At 69.2% G+C, this 19,207-nt stretch carries 16 protein-coding genes and 1 riboswitch; of the genes, 4 read left to right on the top strand and 12 right to left on the bottom strand.

From position 1 onward, the window contains the following. Window positions 1–14: 14 nt before the first annotated feature. The 4 genes from dnaE to G6N51_RS01610 form a co-directional block, all read right to left on the bottom strand. Window positions 15–3,548, bottom strand: a complete 3,534-nt coding sequence (dnaE, locus tag G6N51_RS01625; RefSeq protein ID WP_083171867.1) for a DNA polymerase III subunit alpha — start codon at window positions 3,546–3,548, stop codon at window positions 15–17. 77 nt (window positions 3,549–3,625) lie between these two features. After that, entirely contained in the window at window positions 3,626–4,057 is a 432-nt protein-coding gene (locus G6N51_RS01620; protein ID WP_083171866.1) for a type II toxin-antitoxin system Rv0910 family toxin, read from the bottom strand. Between the two features lie 200 nt (window positions 4,058–4,257). Further along, entirely contained in the window at window positions 4,258–5,061 is an 804-nt protein-coding gene (locus G6N51_RS01615; protein WP_083171865.1) for an SDR family NAD(P)-dependent oxidoreductase, read from the bottom strand. 4 nt (window positions 5,062–5,065) lie between these two features. Next, a complete protein-coding gene (locus G6N51_RS01610) occupies window positions 5,066–6,106 on the bottom strand; it encodes an SDR family NAD(P)-dependent oxidoreductase (RefSeq protein WP_083171864.1) in 1,041 nt (346 codons plus the stop codon). Between the two features lie 285 nt (window positions 6,107–6,391). Here G6N51_RS01610 and G6N51_RS01605 point away from each other — a divergent pair, with 285 nt between their 5' ends. Next, a complete protein-coding gene (locus G6N51_RS01605; RefSeq protein WP_083171863.1) occupies window positions 6,392–6,802 on the top strand; it encodes a group I truncated hemoglobin in 411 nt (136 codons plus the stop codon). A gap of 133 nt (window positions 6,803–6,935) precedes the next feature. Further along, entirely contained in the window at window positions 6,936–7,694 is a 759-nt protein-coding gene (locus tag G6N51_RS01600) for a class I SAM-dependent methyltransferase (protein ID WP_083171961.1), read from the top strand. On the opposite strand, the gene G6N51_RS01595 is transcribed toward G6N51_RS01600, so the two are convergent. Continuing rightward, window positions 7,695–8,621 carry an RluA family pseudouridine synthase gene (locus G6N51_RS01595; RefSeq protein WP_083171862.1) on the bottom strand — a complete coding sequence of 309 codons (927 nt, stop codon included), beginning with the start codon at window positions 8,619–8,621 and terminating at the stop codon, window positions 7,695–7,697. Then, on the bottom strand, window positions 8,614–9,201 hold the full coding sequence (gene lspA, locus G6N51_RS01590; RefSeq protein WP_083171861.1) for a signal peptidase II: 588 nt from the start codon (window positions 9,199–9,201) through the stop codon (window positions 8,614–8,616). The genes G6N51_RS01595 and lspA overlap by 8 nt, the downstream gene beginning before the upstream one ends. 70 nt (window positions 9,202–9,271) lie before the next feature. On the opposite strand from lspA, the gene G6N51_RS01585 reads away from it, so the two are divergent. Continuing rightward, on the top strand, window positions 9,272–10,198 hold the full coding sequence (locus G6N51_RS01585; protein WP_083171960.1) for an asparaginase: 927 nt from the start codon (window positions 9,272–9,274) through the stop codon (window positions 10,196–10,198). Here the strand turns inward: G6N51_RS01585 and G6N51_RS01580 are convergent. After that, window positions 10,163–11,581: a DNA polymerase IV gene (locus tag G6N51_RS01580; RefSeq protein WP_443677808.1), complete on the bottom strand. Its 1,419-nt coding sequence runs from the start codon at window positions 11,579–11,581 to the stop codon at window positions 10,163–10,165. The two genes, G6N51_RS01585 and G6N51_RS01580, sit on opposite strands and share 36 nt — an antisense overlap. A gap of 34 nt (window positions 11,582–11,615) precedes the next feature. Between G6N51_RS01580 and G6N51_RS01575 the strand changes: the two genes are divergently transcribed. After that, complete coding sequence (locus G6N51_RS01575) at window positions 11,616–12,149, top strand: hypothetical protein (RefSeq protein WP_174814280.1); 534 nt, start codon at window positions 11,616–11,618, stop codon at window positions 12,147–12,149. A 6-nt stretch (window positions 12,150–12,155) separates the two neighbouring features. Here the strand turns inward: G6N51_RS01575 and G6N51_RS01570 are convergent, their stop codons facing one another. The 5 genes from G6N51_RS01570 to G6N51_RS01550 form a co-directional block, all read right to left on the bottom strand. Further along, complete coding sequence (locus tag G6N51_RS01570) at window positions 12,156–12,899, bottom strand: hypothetical protein (RefSeq protein ID WP_163750614.1); 744 nt, start codon at window positions 12,897–12,899, stop codon at window positions 12,156–12,158. Between the two features lie 129 nt (window positions 12,900–13,028). Further along, entirely contained in the window at window positions 13,029–16,154 is a 3,126-nt protein-coding gene (gene ileS, locus G6N51_RS01565) for an isoleucine--tRNA ligase (RefSeq protein WP_083176168.1), read from the bottom strand. 319 nt (window positions 16,155–16,473) lie between these two features. After that, the gene (locus G6N51_RS01560; protein WP_083176170.1) at window positions 16,474–16,713 is read right to left on the bottom strand and encodes an Rv1535 family protein; all 240 of its coding nucleotides are present in this window, start codon (window positions 16,711–16,713) and stop codon (window positions 16,474–16,476) included. A gap of 288 nt (window positions 16,714–17,001) precedes the next feature. Next, window positions 17,002–17,171: riboswitch (M-box (ykoK) riboswitch) on the bottom strand. Window positions 17,172–17,383: 212 nt separating this feature from the next. Beyond that, window positions 17,384–18,505: an NAD(P)H-dependent flavin oxidoreductase gene (locus G6N51_RS01555; protein ID WP_083176166.1), complete on the bottom strand. Its 1,122-nt coding sequence runs from the start codon at window positions 18,503–18,505 to the stop codon at window positions 17,384–17,386. A gap of 32 nt (window positions 18,506–18,537) precedes the next feature. After that, window positions 18,538–19,119: a carboxymuconolactone decarboxylase family protein gene (locus G6N51_RS01550; protein WP_083176172.1), complete on the bottom strand. Its 582-nt coding sequence runs from the start codon at window positions 19,117–19,119 to the stop codon at window positions 18,538–18,540. Window positions 19,120–19,207 lie beyond the last annotated feature (88 nt).

Raw genomic sequence — 19,207 nt, 5'->3', positions numbered from 1 at the left:
GAGATCCGGACGAGCTAGCTGCCCAGGCACCCCGGGCCGAGCAGCTCCTTGAGGTCGCCCATCAGCGCGGGCGAGGGCGTCACCCGCAGCGAGGCGTCCAGCTCCAGGGTGGTGATCCGGTCCCCGCTGACAAGCCGCAGATGCACCTGGGAGGTGCCGGGGTGGCGCGCCAGCACCTGCTTGAGCGCGCTGACCTTGTCGATGGTGCACTGCCGGGTGGGCAGGCTGACCGCGATCGGCCGGTTCGGCTGGGCGTTAGAGAAGTCCGGCACCACAAGCTCGTTGGCGATCAGGCTGATCCGGTCGTCGCGGATGGCGACCTTGGCGTTGATCAGCACCACCGCGTCGTCGGCGATGTCGGCGCCGTAGGCGGAATAGGCGTGCGGGAAGAACATCACCTCGATGCCGCCGGTGAGGTCTTCCAGTTGGGCTGAGGCCCAGGGCATTCCGTTCTTGTTGACGCGTCGGTTGACCGACGCCAGGATGCCGCCCACCCGCACCTGGGCTTCGTTGGGGACATCGCCGTCCAGGATGGCGGGAATCTGGGTGTCCACCTGGGCGGCCAGCAGGTGCGCCACGCCGTTGAGCGGATGTCCCGACACGTAGAGGCCGAGCATCTCCCGCTCCAGGGCCAGCTTGTGTTTGTCCTCCCACTCGTCTTCGGGCACCTTGATGGTGAACACCGACTCGGTGCACCCGTCATCTCCGCCGAACAGGTCGAATTGCCCCATGGCTTCGGCCTTTTTGGTGCCCAGCACCGAATCGACGGCGTCGGTGTGCACCAGGAAGAGGCCCTTGCGGGCATGGCTGAGCGAGTCGAACGCGCCCGCCTTGATCAGCGACTCGGTGACCTTCTTGTTGCAGGCCGAGACGTCGATCTTGTTGAGGTAGTCCGAGAAGTCGGTGAACTTCCCCTTCTCGTTGCGGGTCTTGATCAACGAACCGACCACGTTGGCGCCGACGTTGCGCACCGCGCCCAGCCCGAACCGGATGTCCTGGCCGACCGAGGCGAAGTTCACCAGGGACTCGTTGACGTCGGGCGGCAGCACGGTGATGCCCAGCTTGCGGCAGTCGGCCAGGTAGACCGCGGCCTTGTCCTTGTCATCGCCCACCGAGGTCAACAGGCCCGCCATGTATTCGGCCGGGTAGTTGGCCTTCAGGTAGGCGGTCCAGTAGGAGACCAGGCCGTAGCCGGCGGCGTGCGACTTGTTGAACGCATACCCGGCGAACGGAAGGATGGTGTCCCACAACGCTTTCACCGCGCGCTCGGAGAAGCCGTTGGCCGTCATGCCCTCGTAGAAGCCCTTGTACTCGGCCTCGAGCACCTCGAGCTTCTTCTTGCCCATCGCCTTGCGCAGCGCGTCGGCCTTACCCATCGTGTAGGAGGCGACCTTCTGGGCGATGGTCATGATCTGCTCCTGGTAGACGATCAGACCGTAAGTCTCCGAGAGGATCTCGCGCAGCGGCTCCTCGAGTTCGGGGTGGATCGGCTTGATCGCCTGGCGCCCGTTCTTGCGGTCGGCGTAGTCGTTGTGGGCGTTCATGCCCATCGGACCCGGACGGTACAGCGCCAGCACGGCGACGATGTCGTTGAACTCCGTGGGCTGCATGCGGCGCAGCAGGTCACGCATCGGCCCGCCGTCGAGCTGGAACACCCCCAGCGTGTCGCCGCGGCCCAACAGCTCGTAGGTGGGCTTGTCGTCGAGCGGGACCGATTCCAGGTCGAGGTCGATGCCCCTGTTCGCCTTGATGTTCTCCAGCGCGTCGCCGATGATCGTCAGGTTGCGCAGGCCCAGGAAGTCCATCTTCAGCAGGCCGATGGCCTCACACGACGGGTAGTCCCAGCCGGTGATGATCGCGCCGTCCTGCGGCCGCTTCCACAGCGGGATGGCCTCGGTGAGCGGCTCGCTGCTCATGATCACCGCGCACGCGTGCACGCCCGCGTTGCGGATCAGACCCTCCAGGCCGCGGGCGGTCTGGTAGATGGTGCGGACGTCGGGGTCGGTCTCGATCAGGCCGCGCACCTCGGCGGCCTCCTTGTACCGCTCGTGCGCCGGATCGGTGATGCCCGAAAGCGGGATGTCCTTGGCCATGATCGGCGGCGGCAGCGCCTTGGTGATCCGGTCGGCGATCGCGAAGCCCGGCTGGCCGTAGTGGATTCGCGCCGAATCCTTCAGCGCCGCTTTCGTTTTGATGGTACCGAAGGTGATGACCTGGGCGACGCGGTCCTGGCCCCACTTGTCGGCGGCGTAACGCACCATCTCGCCGCGACGACGATCGTCGAAGTCGATGTCGATGTCCGGCGCCGACGGCCGCTCGGGGTTGAGGAACCGCTCGAACAGCAGACCGTGTGGGATCGGGTCGATGTTGGTGATGCCCAGCGCGTAGGCCACCAGCGACCCGGCCGCCGAGCCACGACCCGGCCCCACCCGGATGTCGACCGAGCGCGCGTAGTTGATCAGGTCGGCGACGATGAGGAAGTACGACGGGAAGCCCTTGTCGCAGATGACCTTGATCTCGTACTCGGCCCGGTCGATGTAGTCCTGGCCGACGCCGGATCCGAAACGCCGCCGCAGTCCCGCCATCACCTCGTGCTGCAGCCAGGAGGCCTGGTCGTGTCCCTCGGGCACCGGGAAGACCGGCATCCGGTCGCGCGGCGCCCACACGTCGTCGTAGGGCTGCACCCGCTCGGCGATCAGCAGCGTCGAGTCGCACGCGCCGGGCACCTCGCCGTCCCAGATCTGGCGCATCTCGGCGGCCGACTTCAGGTAGTAGCCGTCGCCGTCGAACTTGAAGCGGTTGGGATCCGACAGCGTCTTGCCGGTCTGCACGCACAACAGCGCCTCGTGGTTGTGGGCGGCGTCGCGGGTGACGTAGTGGCAGTCGTTGGTGGCCAGCGGCGGGATGCCGAGTTTTCGGCCGATCTCGAGCAATCCCTCGCGGACGCGCTGCTCGATGGACAGCCCGTGGTCCATCAGCTCGAGAAAGTAGTTGTCGGCGCCGAAGATTTCGCGCCACTTCGCGGCCGACTCCAGCGCCTCGCGGTCGTGCCCCAGCCGCAGGCGGGTCTGCACCTCCCCCGACGGGCACCCCGTGGTGGCGATGATGCCCTCGGCGTGCTCGGCGATGAGCTCGGCGTCCATCCGCGACCACTTGCCCAGCTGGCCCTCGAACGAGGCCAACGAGGACAGCTTGAACAGGTTGCGCAGGCCGGCGGCGTTCTCGGCCACCATCGTCAGGTGGGTGTAGGACCCGCTGCCGGACACGTCGTCGGACTTCTGGCCGGGGTCACCCCACTGGATGCGCCGGGTGTCGAAGCGCGAGCCCGGCGCGATGTACGCCTCGACCCCGATGATCGGCTTGATCCCCGCCTTGGTCGACGCGTTGTAGAACTCGCTGGCGCCGAACATGTTTCCGTGGTCGGTCATGCCGACCGCGGGCATTCCCAGCCGCGCGACCTCGGCCAGCATCGGGGTGATCTTCGCGGCCCCATCCAGCATCGAGTACTCGGTGTGGTTATGCAGGTGCACGAAGGAGGACTGGTTCATAGGGGAGCCAGTCTATGACTGCGAACCGACACGAGTTGGGCGTGTCGCCGCGTGTGTCTGGCGTTTCTTGGACCCGGCTATCCGTACAACTCGACGAAGTTCTTCAACGACTTCTGCACGTCCCCTTTGACGGCCCGCGCGGCCGCCGACCCGACCGGCCCGAACAACGCCCGCCCCCCCAGCTCAAGGCGCAGGCCCAGCGTCGATCCCTCTCGGGCGGCCCGCACGGTGAGCGTGACGGCGTACTTGGCGCCGCCCTTGCCGGATCCCGAGAGCGCCACCTCGTGCGGCGGATCCCACGTCGTCACCGTCCACGTCACCCGGTTGCGGAAACCCTTCGCCCGGGCCACGCCCACCACCTGGACACCCTCGCCGAGCTCCTCGGGCAGATCGCTGCGCCATCCCTCGTGCATCACCAGCCAATCGCCCAGGTCCGACAGGTCGGAGACGTGATCCCACATCTCTTCCGGGCTCATCGGCATATCGGCGGTCAGGTCAACGGCGGCCATGAACGGAGCCTAGCGCGGCCGATTCGTCACATCCGCCACTCCCGTCCCCACTCCGGGGGGATGCGGCGTGGTGCCCGCCTCATAGCGACAATCCACGACACCGTCCACCCGGTGGACGATTTGTCGCTATGAGGCGGGCAGATCGTCGGTCGTCCGGCGCAGGGGCGCGAGTGACGCGAGTGGCCGAAAACCGGCGTCGGTCAGCGGTTGGGTCCCCCGCGGAAGCGGTTACCGATCCGGATCCCGGGCAGCAGCAGGCTGCGCGGTGCGAATCTGCCGGCGGTGCTGACGACCTTGGGCACGACGCCGGGCACCACGGAGCGGCTGCCGGCCAGCATCCCGCCGATCGCCGCCTCGGCGACGTCGCGCGGCGAGACCTGCGCGAGGGGAATGCTGTACCGCTCGGCGTTGGCGATCTCGGCCCACTCGGTCGGCACCGGGCCGGGGCACAGACACGTCACCGATACCCCGGTGCCGTGCAGCTCCTCGTGCACGGCCTCGGAGAACGTCTGCACGAACGCCTTGGTCGCCGAATAGACCGCCATGTAGGGCACCGGCTGAAACCCGGCGATCGACGCGATGTTCATCACCGCACCGGCGCCGCGCTCGACCATGCCGGGCAGGGCCGCGTGGGTGAGTTCCATCAACGCCAGCGCGTTGAGGGTGACTTCCTCGCTCTCGCGCTCTACCGGCAGCTCGTGGAAGACGCCGCTGGTGCCGAAACCCGCGCTGTTGCACAGGCCGGCGATCGGCTCGGCGCGCAACCGGTCCGCCAACTTCGCGCGGCCCTTGGGATCGCCGAGGTCCAGCGGCAGCACCTCGACCGCCACCGAGTATTCCTGGCCCACCTCGTTGGCGAGATCGTCGAGGCGTTCCCGGCGCCGCGCGACCAGCAGCAGCGGGAAGCCGCGGCGGGCCAGCCCGCGCGCCAGTTCGGAGCCGATGCCGGACGAGGCGCCGGTGATGACGACGGTGGTGTCAAGGTCGGGTTTCGGAAGGCTCATGATGTCACCAATGTATCCCGCGGGTGGCCCGCACAAACGTCTCGCTGCGCTTATCGAATTGCGGTGAATCGCTTGGTGATTCGTCGCCTCTGGCGGCGTCCGAGTCGCCGAACATGACGAACGCCCGGTTGCGCACCCGGTCCATCACCGCCGGGTTCACGGCGTCGGCGACGGCGGCGAATTGCCCGAACGGCGAGCTGGCCCGCCGCGGCCGGTGCACGATGGCGTCGGTGATCACCCCCGCCGCCTGATCCGGCGTCAGCGCCGGGAACTTGTTGTAGAGCGTGGTCGGGCTGATCATCGGGGTGCGCACCAGGGCCATGTGCACGGTGGTGAACTTCACCCCGTCGTTGACGGTCTCGGCCTGCAGCGAATCGCACAGGCTGTCCAGCGCGGCCTTGCTCGCGATGTAGGCACCGAAGCGCGGCGCGCGGGTCTGCACGCCGACCGAGGACACGTTGACGATGTGGCCGAAGCCGCGTTCCCGCATGCCGGGGATGAATTTGAGGATGAGCTGGACCGCGCCCAGGTAGTTCAGCTGCATGGTGCGCTGATAGTCGTGAATCCGGTCGTAGGACAGCTCCAGCGATCGCCGGATCGACCGCCCCGCGTTGTTGATCAGGATGTCGACTCCCCCGAGGTCGCTCAGCACCTGATCGGCCATCGCGGCGATCGCGTCCATGTCCGACAGATCGCACGGATAGACATGGGCGGTGCCGCCGTCACCGCGGATCTCGTCGGCCACCTTCTCCAGGTTTTCCCGGGTCCGCGCGACGAGCACGACCGTGCCGCCCGCCTCGGCGATCTTCTTCGCGGCGGCCTCGCCGATGCCCGACGAGCCGCCGGTGATCAGGACGGTCTTGCCGCCGACGGCCTCGTCGATCGTGCGGCCCTGCACCGCATCGAGCAGATTTCTCAGATAGAACGGCCGGTAGCGCCCCGCGGAGTTGGGGGTGTTGACGATGTGGGACACCGCCGCGATCGGCTTTTCGACCAAGTTCGCGAGCGGCTTCTCGACCAAGCTCGTTAAGTCACCAAGGTTCATCGGCTTGCGCTCCTGATGATGTCGGCCCCCCGACCGCAACTGGCCCGCCCGCTGGCCACGACCGCTTGGTGGGGCTGTGTGAATGATGTGACGTGAGTCATTAAGCCAACCTATGGCATCAGCCCCCCGGGTCGATGCAGATTTCGCGCATGTAAAGCAGCCCGCGCGCCTCACGCGCGGACGGGCGCAACCGTCAAAAGGGGGCAATCCGCTTGTTACGCAAAGACATCCGCGCGTGATCGCGAACTAACTGACGGGCAACGCCGAAATGTTCCAATCGAACTTATGAAAATTCTGGCACGCTTCCGCAAACCCCCGCCGGACGCGATCTACGACCGGATCGGCGGACACGAGGCGATCGAAGTCGTGGTCGAGGACTTTTACGTTCGTGTGCTTGCCGACGACCAACTCGCAGGCTTTTTCACCGGCACCAACATGAACCGCCTCAAAGGCAAGCAGGTGGAGTTCTTCGCCGCCGCCCTCGGTGGCCCCGTGCCCTACACCGGCGCGCCGATGAAGCAGGTGCATCGGGGGCGGGGCATCACGATGCATCATTTCAACCTGGTGGCTCGGCACCTGTCCGACGCGCTCGCCGCCGCCGGGGTCCCCTCCGGCACGGTCACCGAGATCATCGGCGCGATCGCGCCGCTGGCCCCCGAGATCGCGACCGGCGAGGCGAACACGGCCACGGTCTAGCCCGTTCGCCGAGGTTGCCGCCAGGGCTGTGGTCGCGCCCGCAAGCACGACCGTGGCGGCAATCTCGGCGCTGGAATTGAACGGCACCGGATTCGTCTGCCGCGCGCCGTCAACCATGCCTAGCATGCTCGGCATGGGCCGCACGTTCGACGAGCTGGTGGCGGAGGCCGACGCGGCCCCCGTCGACGGGTGGGATTTCTCCTGGCTGGACGGGCGCGCCACCGAGGAACGCCCGTCGTGGGGCTACCAGCGCCAGATGAGCCACCGGCTGGCGGGCGCGTCGGCCGCCTGCGACATCGACACCGGCGGCGGCGAGGTCCTCGCGGGCGCCGAAAGGTTCCCGCCCACGATGGCCGCGACGGAGTCCTGGCCGCCCAACGCGGCCCTGGCGACCCAACGCCTACACCCCCGCGGCGTGGTGGTCGTGGTCACGGCGGACGAGCCGCGGCTGCCGTTCGCCGACGCGGCGTTCGACCTGGTGACCAGCCGCCACCCCGTCGCGGTGCGGTGGCCTGAGATCGCCCGGGTGCTGCGGCCCGGCGGCACCTACTTCGCCCAGCAGATCGGGCCCGCGACCATGGCCGAGCTGGTCGAATACTTCATCGGGCCGCAGCCGGAGAAATGGGCCGAGCTGCACCCCGACATCCAGAGCGCCCAGGCCCGGGCCGCCGGGATGGACGTCCTCGACATGCGCATGGAGCGGATGCGGGCCGAGTTCTTCGACATCGGGGCCGTTATCTACTTCCTGCGCAAGGTGATTTGGACGGTGCCGGACTTCACTGTCGACGCCTACCGGGAGCGGCTGCGCGAACTGCACGAGCGCATCGAGGCCGACGGGCCGTTCGTCGCGCACTCCACGCGGCTGCTCGTCGAGGCGCGCAAGCCCGGGTGATCAGCCCTCGGCGCGCAGCACGTCCAGCGCGTGCTGCAGGTCCGCCGGGTAGGGGCTGACGATCTCCATCCGCCTGCCGTCCGCCGGGTGGGCGAACGACAGCTCGCGAGCGTGCAGCCATTGCCGTTCCAGCCCAAGCCTTTTCGCGAGTTTCGGATCCGCTCCGTAGACCAGGTCACCGCAGCACGGGTGGTGCAGCGCGGAGAAGTGCACCCGAATCTGGTGCGTGCGACCGGTTTCCAGGTGCACGTCGAGCAGGCTGGCGGCGGTGAAGGCTTCGATGGTGTCGTAGTGGGTGAGGCTGTGCCGGCCGTTCGTCGTGACCGCGAATTTCCACTCGCCGCCGCGGTGCCGTCCGATGGGCGCGTCGATGGTCCCGCTCGACGGGTCCGGATGCCCCTGCACCAGCGCGTGGTAGCGCTTGTCGACCGTGCGCTGTTTGAACGCCCGCTTGAGCACCATGTAGGCGCGCTCGGAGAGCGCCACCACCATCACCCCGGAGGTGCCCACGTCGAGGCGGTGCACGATGCCCTGCCGCTCGGGCACCCCCGACGTGGTGATCCGGTAGCCCGCGGCGGCCAGCCCGCCGAGCACCGTCGGCCCCGTCCAGCCCACCGACGCGTGCGCGGCCACCGCCGCCGGCTTGTCGACCGCGACGATGTCGTCGTCGGAGTACAGGATCGTCATGCCCTCGATGTCGACGGGCGTGTTCTGAACCGGCGGCGGGGCGTCGGGCAGGCGCACCTGCAGCCACGCCCCGCCCGTCAGCCGGTCGGATTTTCCGGCCTGCACACCGTCCAGTTCCACCCCGCCGCCCTCGGCCAGGGCGGCCGCGGCGCTGCGGGAAACCCCCAGCAGGCGCGCCAGACCCGCATCCACCCGCATGCCCGCCAGGCCCTCGGGCACGGGCATGGAGCGGTCAGTCATTGGCGCTGGTCGGCCTGCGCCTGCCCACGGTGTCGAAGTCGTAGCCGAAGACCGACAGCACCACCAGCAGGATGGCCCCGCCGACCACGGAGGGATCGGCGACGTTGAACACCGGCCACCAGCCCACCGACAGGAAGTCCACGACGTGGCCGCGCAGCGGCCCGGGCGCCCGGAAGAAGCGGTCGACCAGGTTGCCCATGGCGCCGCCGAGGATCATGCCCAGCCCGACCGCCCACCAGGGTGACACCAGCCTGCGTCCCATCCAGAAGATCCCGACCACCACACCGGTCGCGATCAGCGTGAGCACCCAGGTGTACCCGGTGGCCATCGAGAACGCGGCACCGGAATTGCGCACCAGCGTCCAGGTCACCGTGTCGCCGATGATCGGCACGGGCTGACCGGGTGGCAGCAGTTTGACGGCGAGCACCTTGGTGACGATGTCCAGGGCCAAGACGATCGCCGCGACCGACAGCAGCAGGCGCAGCCGCCTCGGCGGCCGCGCCGGGGGGGTGGCCGCGGTGTCCCCGGCCTTCTCGGTCGAGGTCACGGGCTCAGTGGATCCTGTGGGTTCCTCGGGCACTCTCACATCATCCCCCAATGCGCACGCGGGCCGGCCGGTGTTCGCGGTTGGCGTGCGCGATGATCTCACCATGGGCCGGCTCACCGTCATCGCCACCGGGGGCACGATATCGACCGGCACCGACGCGGACGGCGTGCACCGGCCCTCCTACGGCGCGGCCGACCTGGCGGCGGGTCTCGACGTCGACGTCGTCGACGTGCTGGCGTTGGACAGCTCGCAGCTGGTGCCGGCCGATTGGGACCGGATGCGCGGCGCGGTGCGGACGGCGATCGACAACGGCGCCGACGGGGTGGTGGTCACCCACGGCACCGACACCATGGAGGAGAGCGCGCTGTGGCTCGAGCTGACCCACGCCGGGGACGTCCCGGTGGTGCTCACCGGGGCCATGCGCAGCGCCGACGCCCCCGACGCCGACGGCCCGGCCAACCTGCGCGCCGCCCTCGCCGTGGCGGGCAGCCCCGCCGCCCGTGGCCTGGGCGTTCTGGTCTGCTTGGCCGGCCGGGTGCTGCAGCCGCTGGGCCTGAGCAAGGTGGCGACCGACGACCTGAGCGGCTTCGCCGGTGAGCTGATCGCCACGGTGGACGGCGGCGTCACGCTGGCCGGCCCCAAGACGCGGCCCCAGCTCGGCGATCTCAGCGCGGCGCAGGCGCCCCGGGTCGACATCGTCGCCGCGTACCTGGGCAGCGACGGCGTGGCCATGGACGCGTGTGTGGCCGCCGGGGCGCGGGGCCTGGTGCTCGAGGCGCTGGGTTCGGGCAACGCCGGCGACGCGGTGGTCGACGCGGTGGCCCGGCATTGCCGGGCCGGGATCGCCGTCGCGGTGTCCACCCGCGTCCCGGGCGGCCGCGTCGGTGCGAGCTATGGGCCGGGGCACGAGATGGCGGCCGCCGGCGCGGTGATGGTGCCCCGGCTGCGGCCGCCCCAGGCCCGGGTGCTGGTGATGGCCGCGCTGGCCGCGAAGCTACCGGTCGGCGACGTCATCGCCCGCTGGGGCTGACGGCGGATTCGCGTCCGGGGCCTGCAGCGCGCCCAGGTAGTCCGGCCAGTCCAGGGAATCCACCGGGTTGGCTTTGGCGAGCTCGGCGGTGTCGGCAGGGAACGTGCGGGCCGGGCCGGGCCCCGAGCCGCGGGTCTCGAACCGTACGGTGACGACGCCGTGGCCGGCGCCCTGGACCCAGCCGTGACCGAGGTCGGGATGCGTGACGTCGTCCCCCACCCGCCACCCCGGGACCGCCTCGGGCCCCGGCGAGAACATGGCCTCGGCCGCGGTCGCCACAGTTTCCAGGGGATGGTCCTCCGTCTCGCCCACCAGATCGAGGTCCGGGAACAACGACTCCTGGCGCACGTCGCTGAGCCCCGAAAACCCCACGCCCAGAAGGCGGATCGGCCCGATCTCGCGGGGGTCCAGCAGCAGCCGGCGGGCCACGGCGACGAGCGCGCCGGGCTCGGTCGTCGCATACGGCAAGGTGGCCGAACGGGTCAGCGTGCTCATGTCGGATTTCTTCAGTTTCACCGTGACGGTGCGGGCGCCCCGGCCGTCACGCAGCAGACGTTGGTGCGCGTGCTCCGCGATCGGGTCGATCGCCTCACGCAGCTGCTCCAGGCTGGTCAGGTCGACGGCGAAGGTGGACTCGGAGCTGATCTGCTTGGCTTCGGCCCGCTCGGCGACCGGGCGGTCGTCGATGCCGAGCGCCAGCCGGTGCAGCGCCGGACCGATCGTCGCGCCCAGGATGTTGGCGGCCTCGGCGTCGGTCAGCGCGGCCAGCTCGCCGATCGTCTCGATGCCGAGCCGATTCAGCTTCTCCTCGGCGACCGGCCCGATGCCCCACAGCCGCCGCACCGGCAACCCGCCCACTAGCGACCGCTCTTCGGCGCGCCGGACCACCCGCACACCGTCCGGCTTCGCCAGGCCGGAGGCGATCTTGGCGATCTGCTTTCCCGAGCCGGCCCCGACCGAGGCGATCAGGCCCGTCTCGTCGCGCACCCGTCGGCGCAGATCCTCGCAGAACGCCTCGACGTCCTCGGCGGACGCGCCCGCGAGGTGGGGCGGTTCGCCGAAGCCCTCGTCGAACGACAGCTGCTCGACGACCGGCACCGCCGCGCGCACCGTGTCGAAGACCCGCCGGCTGGCCACCCCGTACACCACGCCGCGCGGGGGCAGCACCACCGCGGTCACCCCGATCAGGCGGCGGGCCTGGTGCATCGGCATGGCCGACCGGGCCCCGTACACCCGGGCCTCGTAGCTGGCCCCGGCGACCACGCCCCGCCCGCCCAGGCCGCCGACCAGCACCGGCCGCCCCCGCAGGGTCGGCCGGGTGAGTTGTTCGACCGAGGCGAAGAACGCATCCATGTCCAGGTGCAGCACCCAACGGGACTCCACAACTGAAAATGGTATTGGTCTAGCGTCCTACTGTATGGACGCCGACGGCGCCGTGGCGGGCGGTCACACGCGGGGAACCGAGCAGGGCGACCCACCGACGTCACGGTTGGAGCGGCTGCGTCACCAGTGGGACCAACGGTTGCAGCCCGGTGAACAGGCCACGGTGCTGGCCTGGGCGTCGTTCACCCTCACCTTCGCCGGACTGCGGGGACTCACACACTGGATCCGCGCCGGCCATGGCCCGTCGGGTGGTGGTGTGTCAATGGGCGGGAAGCACTTTCACCACTACAACATCGGCATCGGGCTGCTGGCGGCGGTGGGCGGCGTGGGCCTGCGCGGGACGGACAAGCAGCGCAGGCACCCCGCGGCGGCCGTCGCGTACGGCGCCGCCAATGCCATGATCGTTGACGAGCTCGCCCTGCTCTTGGACCTCAAAGACGTCTATTGGGCAAGCGATGGCCGCGAGAGCGTCGACGTCGCGGTCGGACTCATCGCCACCGGTGCGACCGTCGTGGCGGGCATGCCGTTCTGGCCGCATGCCCACCGCGCGCTGCGATCGCGCACGTAACAGCGGCTAGGGATGCTGCAGCGGCTGCGGGTGGATCGGCTCCGGGTGGATCGGCTGCGGGTGGATCGGTTGTTGCGGCACCGGCGGGTGGCAGGCGAAACACTGGATCGGCCCGTGGCCGCCTCCGCTCGGCGCGGGCTGGCCGCCCTGCTGACCGCCACCTTGCTGGGGCGGCACAGGCACCGGGACGGGCACGGGCACGATCACCGGCGGGAGGTTGACGGTCACGTTGGGAGGGGGCGGCGAGGCGCCGGGATCGGCCGGGGCGGGGGCCGCGGGCACCGGCGCGGGCGCGATCACGGCGGGCGCATGCCCACCGCTGACGGGTCCCGGCGAGACCTGCGCGGCGTCGGGAGGGCTGCCCGCCGGCGGCGGGGCCGGCGAAAGGGGCGGCGGCGCAACCGCGCTGGGGGCCTGGGGCGTCACCGAACCGACGCTGGAATTCGGAACCACGACGGCAGGCTTGTGCGCCTTGGAGCCCGGCCCGTCGATGAGGATCAGGCCGAGCCCGGCAACCGCTCCGAGCGCCGCGACCACGGCCCCGGCCACCAATGCGTTCGTTCCCCTCGAGCGCGGCTTCCCGGTCACGGTCGTGGCCGGGGAGTCCTCACGTTTGGCGGGCCGGACCAGGGAGCCGTCCTCGATCGTGGGGTCACCCAGCGGGCTCGACGCCCACGCCTCGGCGACCGTCGGATCGTCGTGCGGGAGCGCGACGAAGGACGTCGACTGAAAGTCTTCGATGGTGCTCATGGCGTGTTCCTCAACTGTGGTCGCGACCCCCGGTGGGCCGCCGTCACAGCTACGAGCAGCCAACCCGGACGGGTCGGACACTTTTTTCGGAACTTTTTTTCGCAAACCCCCGACCGGGGCTCTGCGCCGCTACGCCTTGGCGATGCTCACCCGCACGCCGTCGCCGATGTCGGCGCCGTCGGCCGGTTCGCCCAATTCGAAGCTGGTGGCCAGGATTTCACCCGCGATCAGGTCGCGGTGGGTGCGCGCCCAGTCGGCCCGCTCGGCGGGCACCGACATCACGACGGAGATCCGGTCGGACACGTCCAGCCCGCTCGACTTCCGCAGCTCCTGCAGTTCGCGGATGCGGTCCTTGGCCCAGCCCTCGGCCTCCAGCTCCGGGGTGACGGTGCCGTCGAGCACCACCAGCCCGGCCCCGTCGGGCAGGGCGGCGGTGAACTCGGGGTCGGCGGCGACCAGCCGCGAGGTGTACTCCTCGGGCTGCAGCACCGCGGGACCCGCCGTCAGGGTGCCGTCGGGATTGACGACGCCCTCCCCCGCCTTGACCGCCTTGATGGCGGCCTGCACGTCCTTGCCCAGCCGCGGCCCGGCGACCCAGGCGTTGACGGTGAGCTCGAAGCGGCCGTAGGTGTCGATCGCGTCGGTCAGTTCGACGCTCTTGACGTTGAGCTCGTCGGCGATCAGGTCGGCGAACGGCTGCAGCCGCTGCGGATCGTGCACCGCCACGGTCAGTTTCGGTAGCGGCAGGCGCACCCGCAGCTTCTTGGCCTTGCGCAGGGACGACGCCGCCGAGCACACCTCGCGGACCTGGTCCATCGCGGCGACCAGAGCGGGGTCCGCCGGCAGCGATTCGGCGTCGGGCCAATCGGTGAGGTGCACCGACCGCCCCCCGGTCAGACCGCGCCAGATGATCTCGGTGGCCGACGGCAGCAGCGGCGCGGACAGCCGCGAGGTCACCTCGAGCACAGTGTGCAGGGTGTCGATGGCGTCGGGGTCCTCCTCCCAGAACCGCGAACGCGACCGTCGCACATACCAATTCGTCAACGCCTCGGTGAACTGGCGCAGGTGCTCGCAGGCGCGCGAGATGTCGCAGGTGTCCATCTCGCGGGTGAGGCTGTCGCGCAGTTCGGCGAGCTTGGCCAGGATGTAGCGGTCCAGCACCTGCCGCGAATCGGTGCGCCAGGAGCCGACTTTGGGCGCGTAGAGGGCCAGGAAGCTGTACGCGTTCCACAACGGCAACAGGACCTGGCGCACGCCCTCGCGGATGCCCTGCTCGGTGACAATCAGGTTCCCACCACGCAGGATCGGCGAGGCCATCAAAAACCACCGCATGGCGTCGGAACCGTCACGGTCGAACACCTCGGACACGTCCGGGTAGTTGCGCAGCGACTTGCTCATCTTCTGGCCGTCGGAACCCAGCACAATCCCGTGCGCCACACAGGTTTTGAATGCCGGACGGTCGAACAGCGCGGTGGCCAGCACGTGCAGGGTGTAGAACCAGCCGCGGGTCTGGCCGATGTACTCGACGATGAAGTCGCCGGGATAATGGGTGTCGAACCACTCACCATTCTCGAACGGGTAATGCACCTGGGCGTAGGGCATCGACCCGGAATCGAACCACACGTCGAGCACGTCGGGGATGCGCCGCATGGTGCTGCGGCCGGTCGGGTCGTCGGGATTGGGGCGGGTCAGCTCGTCGATGTAGGGCCGGTGCAGGTTGGTCGGCCGCACCCCGAAGTCGCGCTCCAGCTCGTCGAGGCTGCCGTAAACGTCGATGCGCGGGTAGGCCGGGTCGTCGGATTTCCACACCGGAATGGGACTGCCCCAGTAGCGGTTTCGCGAGATCGACCAGTCGCGGGCGCCCTGCAGCCACTTGCCGAACTGGCCGTCCTTGACGTGTTCGGGGTACCAGGTGATCTGCTGGTTGAGCTCCACCATGCGGTCGCGGAACGCGGTGACCGCGACGAACCAGGACGACACCGCCCGGTAGATCAGTGGGTTGCGGCACCTCCAGCAGTGCGGGTAGGGGTGCTCGTAGGTCTCGTGGCGCAGCAGCACCGCGCCGTTGGCCGCCGCCGGGCCGCTGCCGTTCTTCAGGTCGCGGATGATGTGCGGGTTGGCGTCGAACACGTGCTGCCCCTGGTAATCCGGGACGGTGGCGTCGAAGCGGCCCTTGGAATCGACCGGGGTGACCGGCACGATGCCCACCTTGTCGGTGGTGGCCATGTCGTCCTCGCCGTAGGCCGGCGCCATGTGCACGATGCCGGTGCCGTCCTCGGTGGTGACGAACTCCCCCGGCAGCACCTGAAAAGCCTTGGGGGTGTCCATGAAATACGGGAAGGGCGGCAGGTAGCGCGTGCCGAGCAGGTCGGCCCCGCGGTAGGTGCCCAGCACTTCTGGTTCGTCACCCAACTCGCGGGCGTAGGCGGCCAACCTGGGCTGCGCCAGCACGAAGCGGTGCTCGCCGGCCCGGACCTCGACGTAGGTGACCTCGGGGTTGACCGCGACGGCCAGGTTCGACGGCAGCGTCCACGGCGTCGTCGTCCACACCAGCAGGTGCGCGCCGTCCAGCGCGCCCCCCACCACCTTGAATCCCACTGTCAGCGCGGGGTCTTGGCGGCTCTGGTAGACGTCGTCGTCCATCCGCAATTCGTGGTTGGACAGCGGGGTTTCGTCGCGCCAGCAGTACGGCAGGACGCGGTAGCCCTCGTAGGCCAGACCCTTGTCCCAGAGCTGCTTGAACGCCCAGATCACCGACTCCATGTAGGACAGGTCGAGCGTCTTGTAGTCGTTCTCGAAATCGACCCAGCGGGCCTGACGGGTGACGTACGCCTGCCACTCGTCGGTGTAGCGCAGCACCGAGGCGCGGCACGCGTCGTTGAACGCGGCGATCCCCATGTCGTCGATCTGCGACTTGTCGTTGATGCCCAACTGCCGCTCGACCTCGAGTTCAGCGGGCAACCCGTGCGTGTCCCAGCCGAAACGCCGCTCCACCTTGTAGCCGCGCATGGTCCGGTAGCGCGGGACGATGTCCTTCACGTAGCCGGTCAGCAGGTGCCCGTAGTGCGGCAGCCCGTTGGCGAACGGCGGTCCGTCGTAGAAGACGAATTCTTCGGCGCCGTCGCGGCGGTTGATGCTGGCCCGAAAGGTGTCGTCACGGGCCCAGTAGTCCAGGACCTCGAGTTCGAGGGCCGGAAAATCGGGTGCTCCGCTCGCCAGTTTGGGATAAGCCCTGGCGTCAGCGTTTTCGGTCACGGTGCGCGTCGTCTCCTGCGTGCCTATGGTCAGGCCGGGGACGACGACGCGCTGCCTGCGCGAGCGCCGCGGTACCACCCCGCTTGCCACGCTGTCGCGTGACCGCTCCTTGGAGGCTGTGACGGGCCCACCCGTTCGGTTCTACTGAGCTGGCCAGAGAAAGAAGCCGGCTGTTCTTCCGAAAGCTCCCCGGTGATGCCGGATCAACGCCAGTGGCTCGATTCTACTCAGGCGAAGCACCCCAAGGGGCCACCTGGCCTCAGGTCACACCTGCGGCCGGGTAGCCCCTTGGAGCCCTGGTTGGTCGCTGCCCATCGGATCAGGCCAGAACTTCGAGCACACCAACCCGCAGCAGCGCGGCGTACAGGTGGCGCAGCGGAATGCTCAGCAAGCGGGTGGCGCCCTCCACCAGCGGGTCGCCCGCGAAGACGGGCTGCTTGCCGGCCGGGCGGGCGGCCTTCTTGGCCACCGGGGCCGCAGTGGTCTCGACGTCGCGCACCACCGTCAACTTGCGTGCGGGCGCTACGGTCACCACTTCGTCGTACAGAGCTGTGGTCATGATCATCTCCTACGCGGGGTTCCTACCGGGACTAACTGGACTGACGTGTCGAAGTCCCGTCGCGGTTCCGATCCGGAGAACGCCTGGCCGATAAGCCACTTGGCGTTGCGACGACTCAGCTGAGAACGTCGTGCCGGAGACGGGATCGGGACGAGACGGAGCTCGGACTTCGGTCCGGACTGTCGCTGGAACTCATGTGTCCCTCACCTCCTCGCGGTCACGACACGTGCGGGGACCCGCACGCGATCTGCGCAGCATGAGGAGCAGAAACCCGACGACCGTCGGAGATCCGCACCCCTCTCGTCAGAGCTTCGGCACCACACGACGTGTCCGGAATTCCGGAAGCCACCTGGGCTCAACCCTTAAGCCGGGAGGAGCTGTCCTGACCCGGGGCGTCTTTCGACGTTCGGGGTCAGTGGCCTGTATTCGTGTAGACGCCTCACCTAACGAGGTGCATACCCGACCGATAATGCACGACGGGTCCGACGGGGTCAAACTCCTCGATGCGATGTTGGTGAATCTTTACGGTTTCCCGGGGCGGGCACACAGGATTCGGCCAGGTAAGGGGCTATGAGCTGGGCGTATGGCCGCGCACGGGCTTGCGTGGATTGTTCATCTCGTGTTTGCCGAACCGCCGCGGGGGCCGTTCAGCCGCCGTGGGGAACACCGGTTACCTCTCGACGAGGCCGTCGAGCCGCCCGATGGTGTCGATGAATTCCTCCACCATGTCGAGCACCACCGTGCGCGCGGGGCGAACCCGGTCGAGCGACCCGACCACCTGGCCGACGAAGTAGGTGGCCAGCTCTCGCGCCTTGGCGCCGGGGTGCGCGGCCGCCTGGTTTATGCGCACCTGCGGTTCGGTGACCAGCGCGGTCTGCAACGGCATGCCGAGCGGGTCGGGTTTTTCCGGGCGCTCCCATTCCTCGGTCCAGGCCGTCCGCAGCATCCGTGCCGGCTTGCCCGTCATCGACCGCGACCGCACCGTGTCCGAGGAGGTGGCGGCCAGGAACTTGTCCTTGACCACCGGTGGCGTCTCGGCCTCCTCGGTGGTCAGCCACACCGACCCGCACCACACGCCTTCAGCGCCGAGGGCCAGCGCCGCCGCGATCTGGCGGCCGCGGGCGATGCCGCCGGCGGCGAGAACGGGGACCGGCGACACGGCATCGACGACCTCGGGAACCAGGACCATGGTGGCGACCTCCCCGGTGTGTCCCCCGGCCTCGGTGCCCTGCGCGACGATCAGGTCGACACCGGCGGCCGCGTGCCGCTGCGCATGGCGCGTGGTGCCGGCCAACGCGGCCACCAGCACGCCGCGGTCGTGGGCGCGTTCGACGAGGTCTTCGGGGGGCGGCCCGAGCGCGCTGGCGATCAGCCGAATGTCATGGGCGAAGGCCACTTCGAGCAGCGGTTCGTAGCCCTTGGGCGAGATGTTGAGGCCACCCGCGGAGGGACGATCCTGGGCAGGCGCGGTGATCCCGTAGCGGGCGAGGATGTCGTCGACGAAGGCGCGGTGCTCCTCGGGCAGCCGCGCCCGCGCCTGGGTGGCGTCGATGCCGCCTTCGTCCGCGCCGACATACTTGGGCGGCAACAACAGGTCGACCCCGTAGGGCTTGCCGCCCGTCTGCTCCTCGATCCAGGTGAGTTCGCTTTCCAGCCGTTGGGGGCTGTGCGCCACGGCGCCGAGGATGCCGAACCCGCCCGCGTTGGTCACCGCGGCCACCACGTCGCGGCAGTGGCTGAACGCGCAGATGGGGAACTCGACACCGAGCATGTCGGCGACTCTGGTACGCATTGCCCGACGCTAAAGAGCCACCGATCGATATGTCAATCGATGACGGCTTCCGACGGCGACCGGCCGTCGGGCGGCCAGCTGGACACGCCCTCTTCGAGCGGGACCCGGAGGCTGTGCAGGATGGACGCGACCATCCGCCACGCACCGATCGCGGTGACCAGCTCGATGAGAACCGTTGTGTCGCCGTTCAATTCGCGTTCACAGGCCGCCCAGCTGGCGTCGCTCACCGCGCCGTCGCGCACCACGTCGTCGGTGGCGGCCAGCACCGCCCGCTCGGTCGGGCCGAACCCGTGGTGCGCCTGCCAGTCACGCACGCCGAGCAGGTCGTCGGGCGCCACGCCCAGCCTCGACGCGACGCGCCAATGCTGTGTCCACTCGTAGTCGCATGCGGTGAGCCAGCCGATCCGCATGATGACCAACTCACGCAACCGCGCGTCGAGCGCACCATGCCAGAGCATGGTGGCGAGCAGATCGTTGATGGCGCGCGCCAGCGGCGGGTGGTTGAGCAGCACCTGGAAGATGCTCAGTTCGGCCATGTAGTTGGGCACCGCCGCCTCGTCGGCGGCCGCGGTGGCTTCCTCGAGCGGCAACTTGGGCACGCGGGCTGTGGTCATGGTGAGCGCTTTCGTGTGCTGGCGGGACACCGTCACGATCACCGGCCATGTTAGTCAGGCTTTGCTGCGACGTGGCACGAATGCCGGG

Source organism: Mycobacterium paraseoulense (assembly GCF_010731655.1).
Lineage (GTDB): Bacteria > Actinomycetota > Actinomycetes > Mycobacteriales > Mycobacteriaceae > Mycobacterium > Mycobacterium paraseoulense.
Note: the sequence above shows the minus strand (reverse complement) of the source record. Positions and strands in the feature narration are given on the sequence as shown.

Excerpts from the sequence above, each read along its gene's own strand:
- G6N51_RS01575 (WP_174814280.1), top strand. The coding sequence starts at position 11,616 with ATGGACGCCGACGGCGCCGTGGCGGGCGGTCACACGCGGGGAACCGAG.
- G6N51_RS01555 (WP_083176166.1), bottom strand. The coding sequence starts at position 18,505 with ATGCGTACCAGAGTCGCCGACATGCTCGGTGTCGAGTTCCCCATCTGC.
- G6N51_RS01560 (WP_083176170.1), bottom strand. The coding sequence starts at position 16,713 with ATGACCACAGCTCTGTACGACGAAGTGGTGACCGTAGCGCCCGCACGC.
- G6N51_RS01610 (WP_083171864.1), bottom strand. The coding sequence starts at position 6,106 with ATGAACCTTGGTGACTTAACGAGCTTGGTCGAGAAGCCGCTCGCGAAC.
- G6N51_RS01585 (WP_083171960.1), top strand. The coding sequence starts at position 9,272 with ATGGGCCGGCTCACCGTCATCGCCACCGGGGGCACGATATCGACCGGC.
- dnaE (WP_083171867.1), bottom strand. The coding sequence starts at position 3,548 with ATGAACCAGTCCTCCTTCGTGCACCTGCATAACCACACCGAGTACTCG.
- G6N51_RS01595 (WP_083171862.1), bottom strand. The coding sequence starts at position 8,621 with ATGACTGACCGCTCCATGCCCGTGCCCGAGGGCCTGGCGGGCATGCGG.
- G6N51_RS01570 (WP_163750614.1), bottom strand. The coding sequence starts at position 12,899 with ATGAGCACCATCGAAGACTTTCAGTCGACGTCCTTCGTCGCGCTCCCG.
- G6N51_RS01550 (WP_083176172.1), bottom strand. The coding sequence starts at position 19,119 with ATGACCACAGCCCGCGTGCCCAAGTTGCCGCTCGAGGAAGCCACCGCG.
- G6N51_RS01605 (WP_083171863.1), top strand. The coding sequence starts at position 6,392 with ATGAAAATTCTGGCACGCTTCCGCAAACCCCCGCCGGACGCGATCTAC.
- G6N51_RS01600 (WP_083171961.1), top strand. The coding sequence starts at position 6,936 with ATGGGCCGCACGTTCGACGAGCTGGTGGCGGAGGCCGACGCGGCCCCC.
- G6N51_RS01620 (WP_083171866.1), bottom strand. The coding sequence starts at position 4,057 with ATGGCCGCCGTTGACCTGACCGCCGATATGCCGATGAGCCCGGAAGAG.
- G6N51_RS01615 (WP_083171865.1), bottom strand. The coding sequence starts at position 5,061 with ATGAGCCTTCCGAAACCCGACCTTGACACCACCGTCGTCATCACCGGC.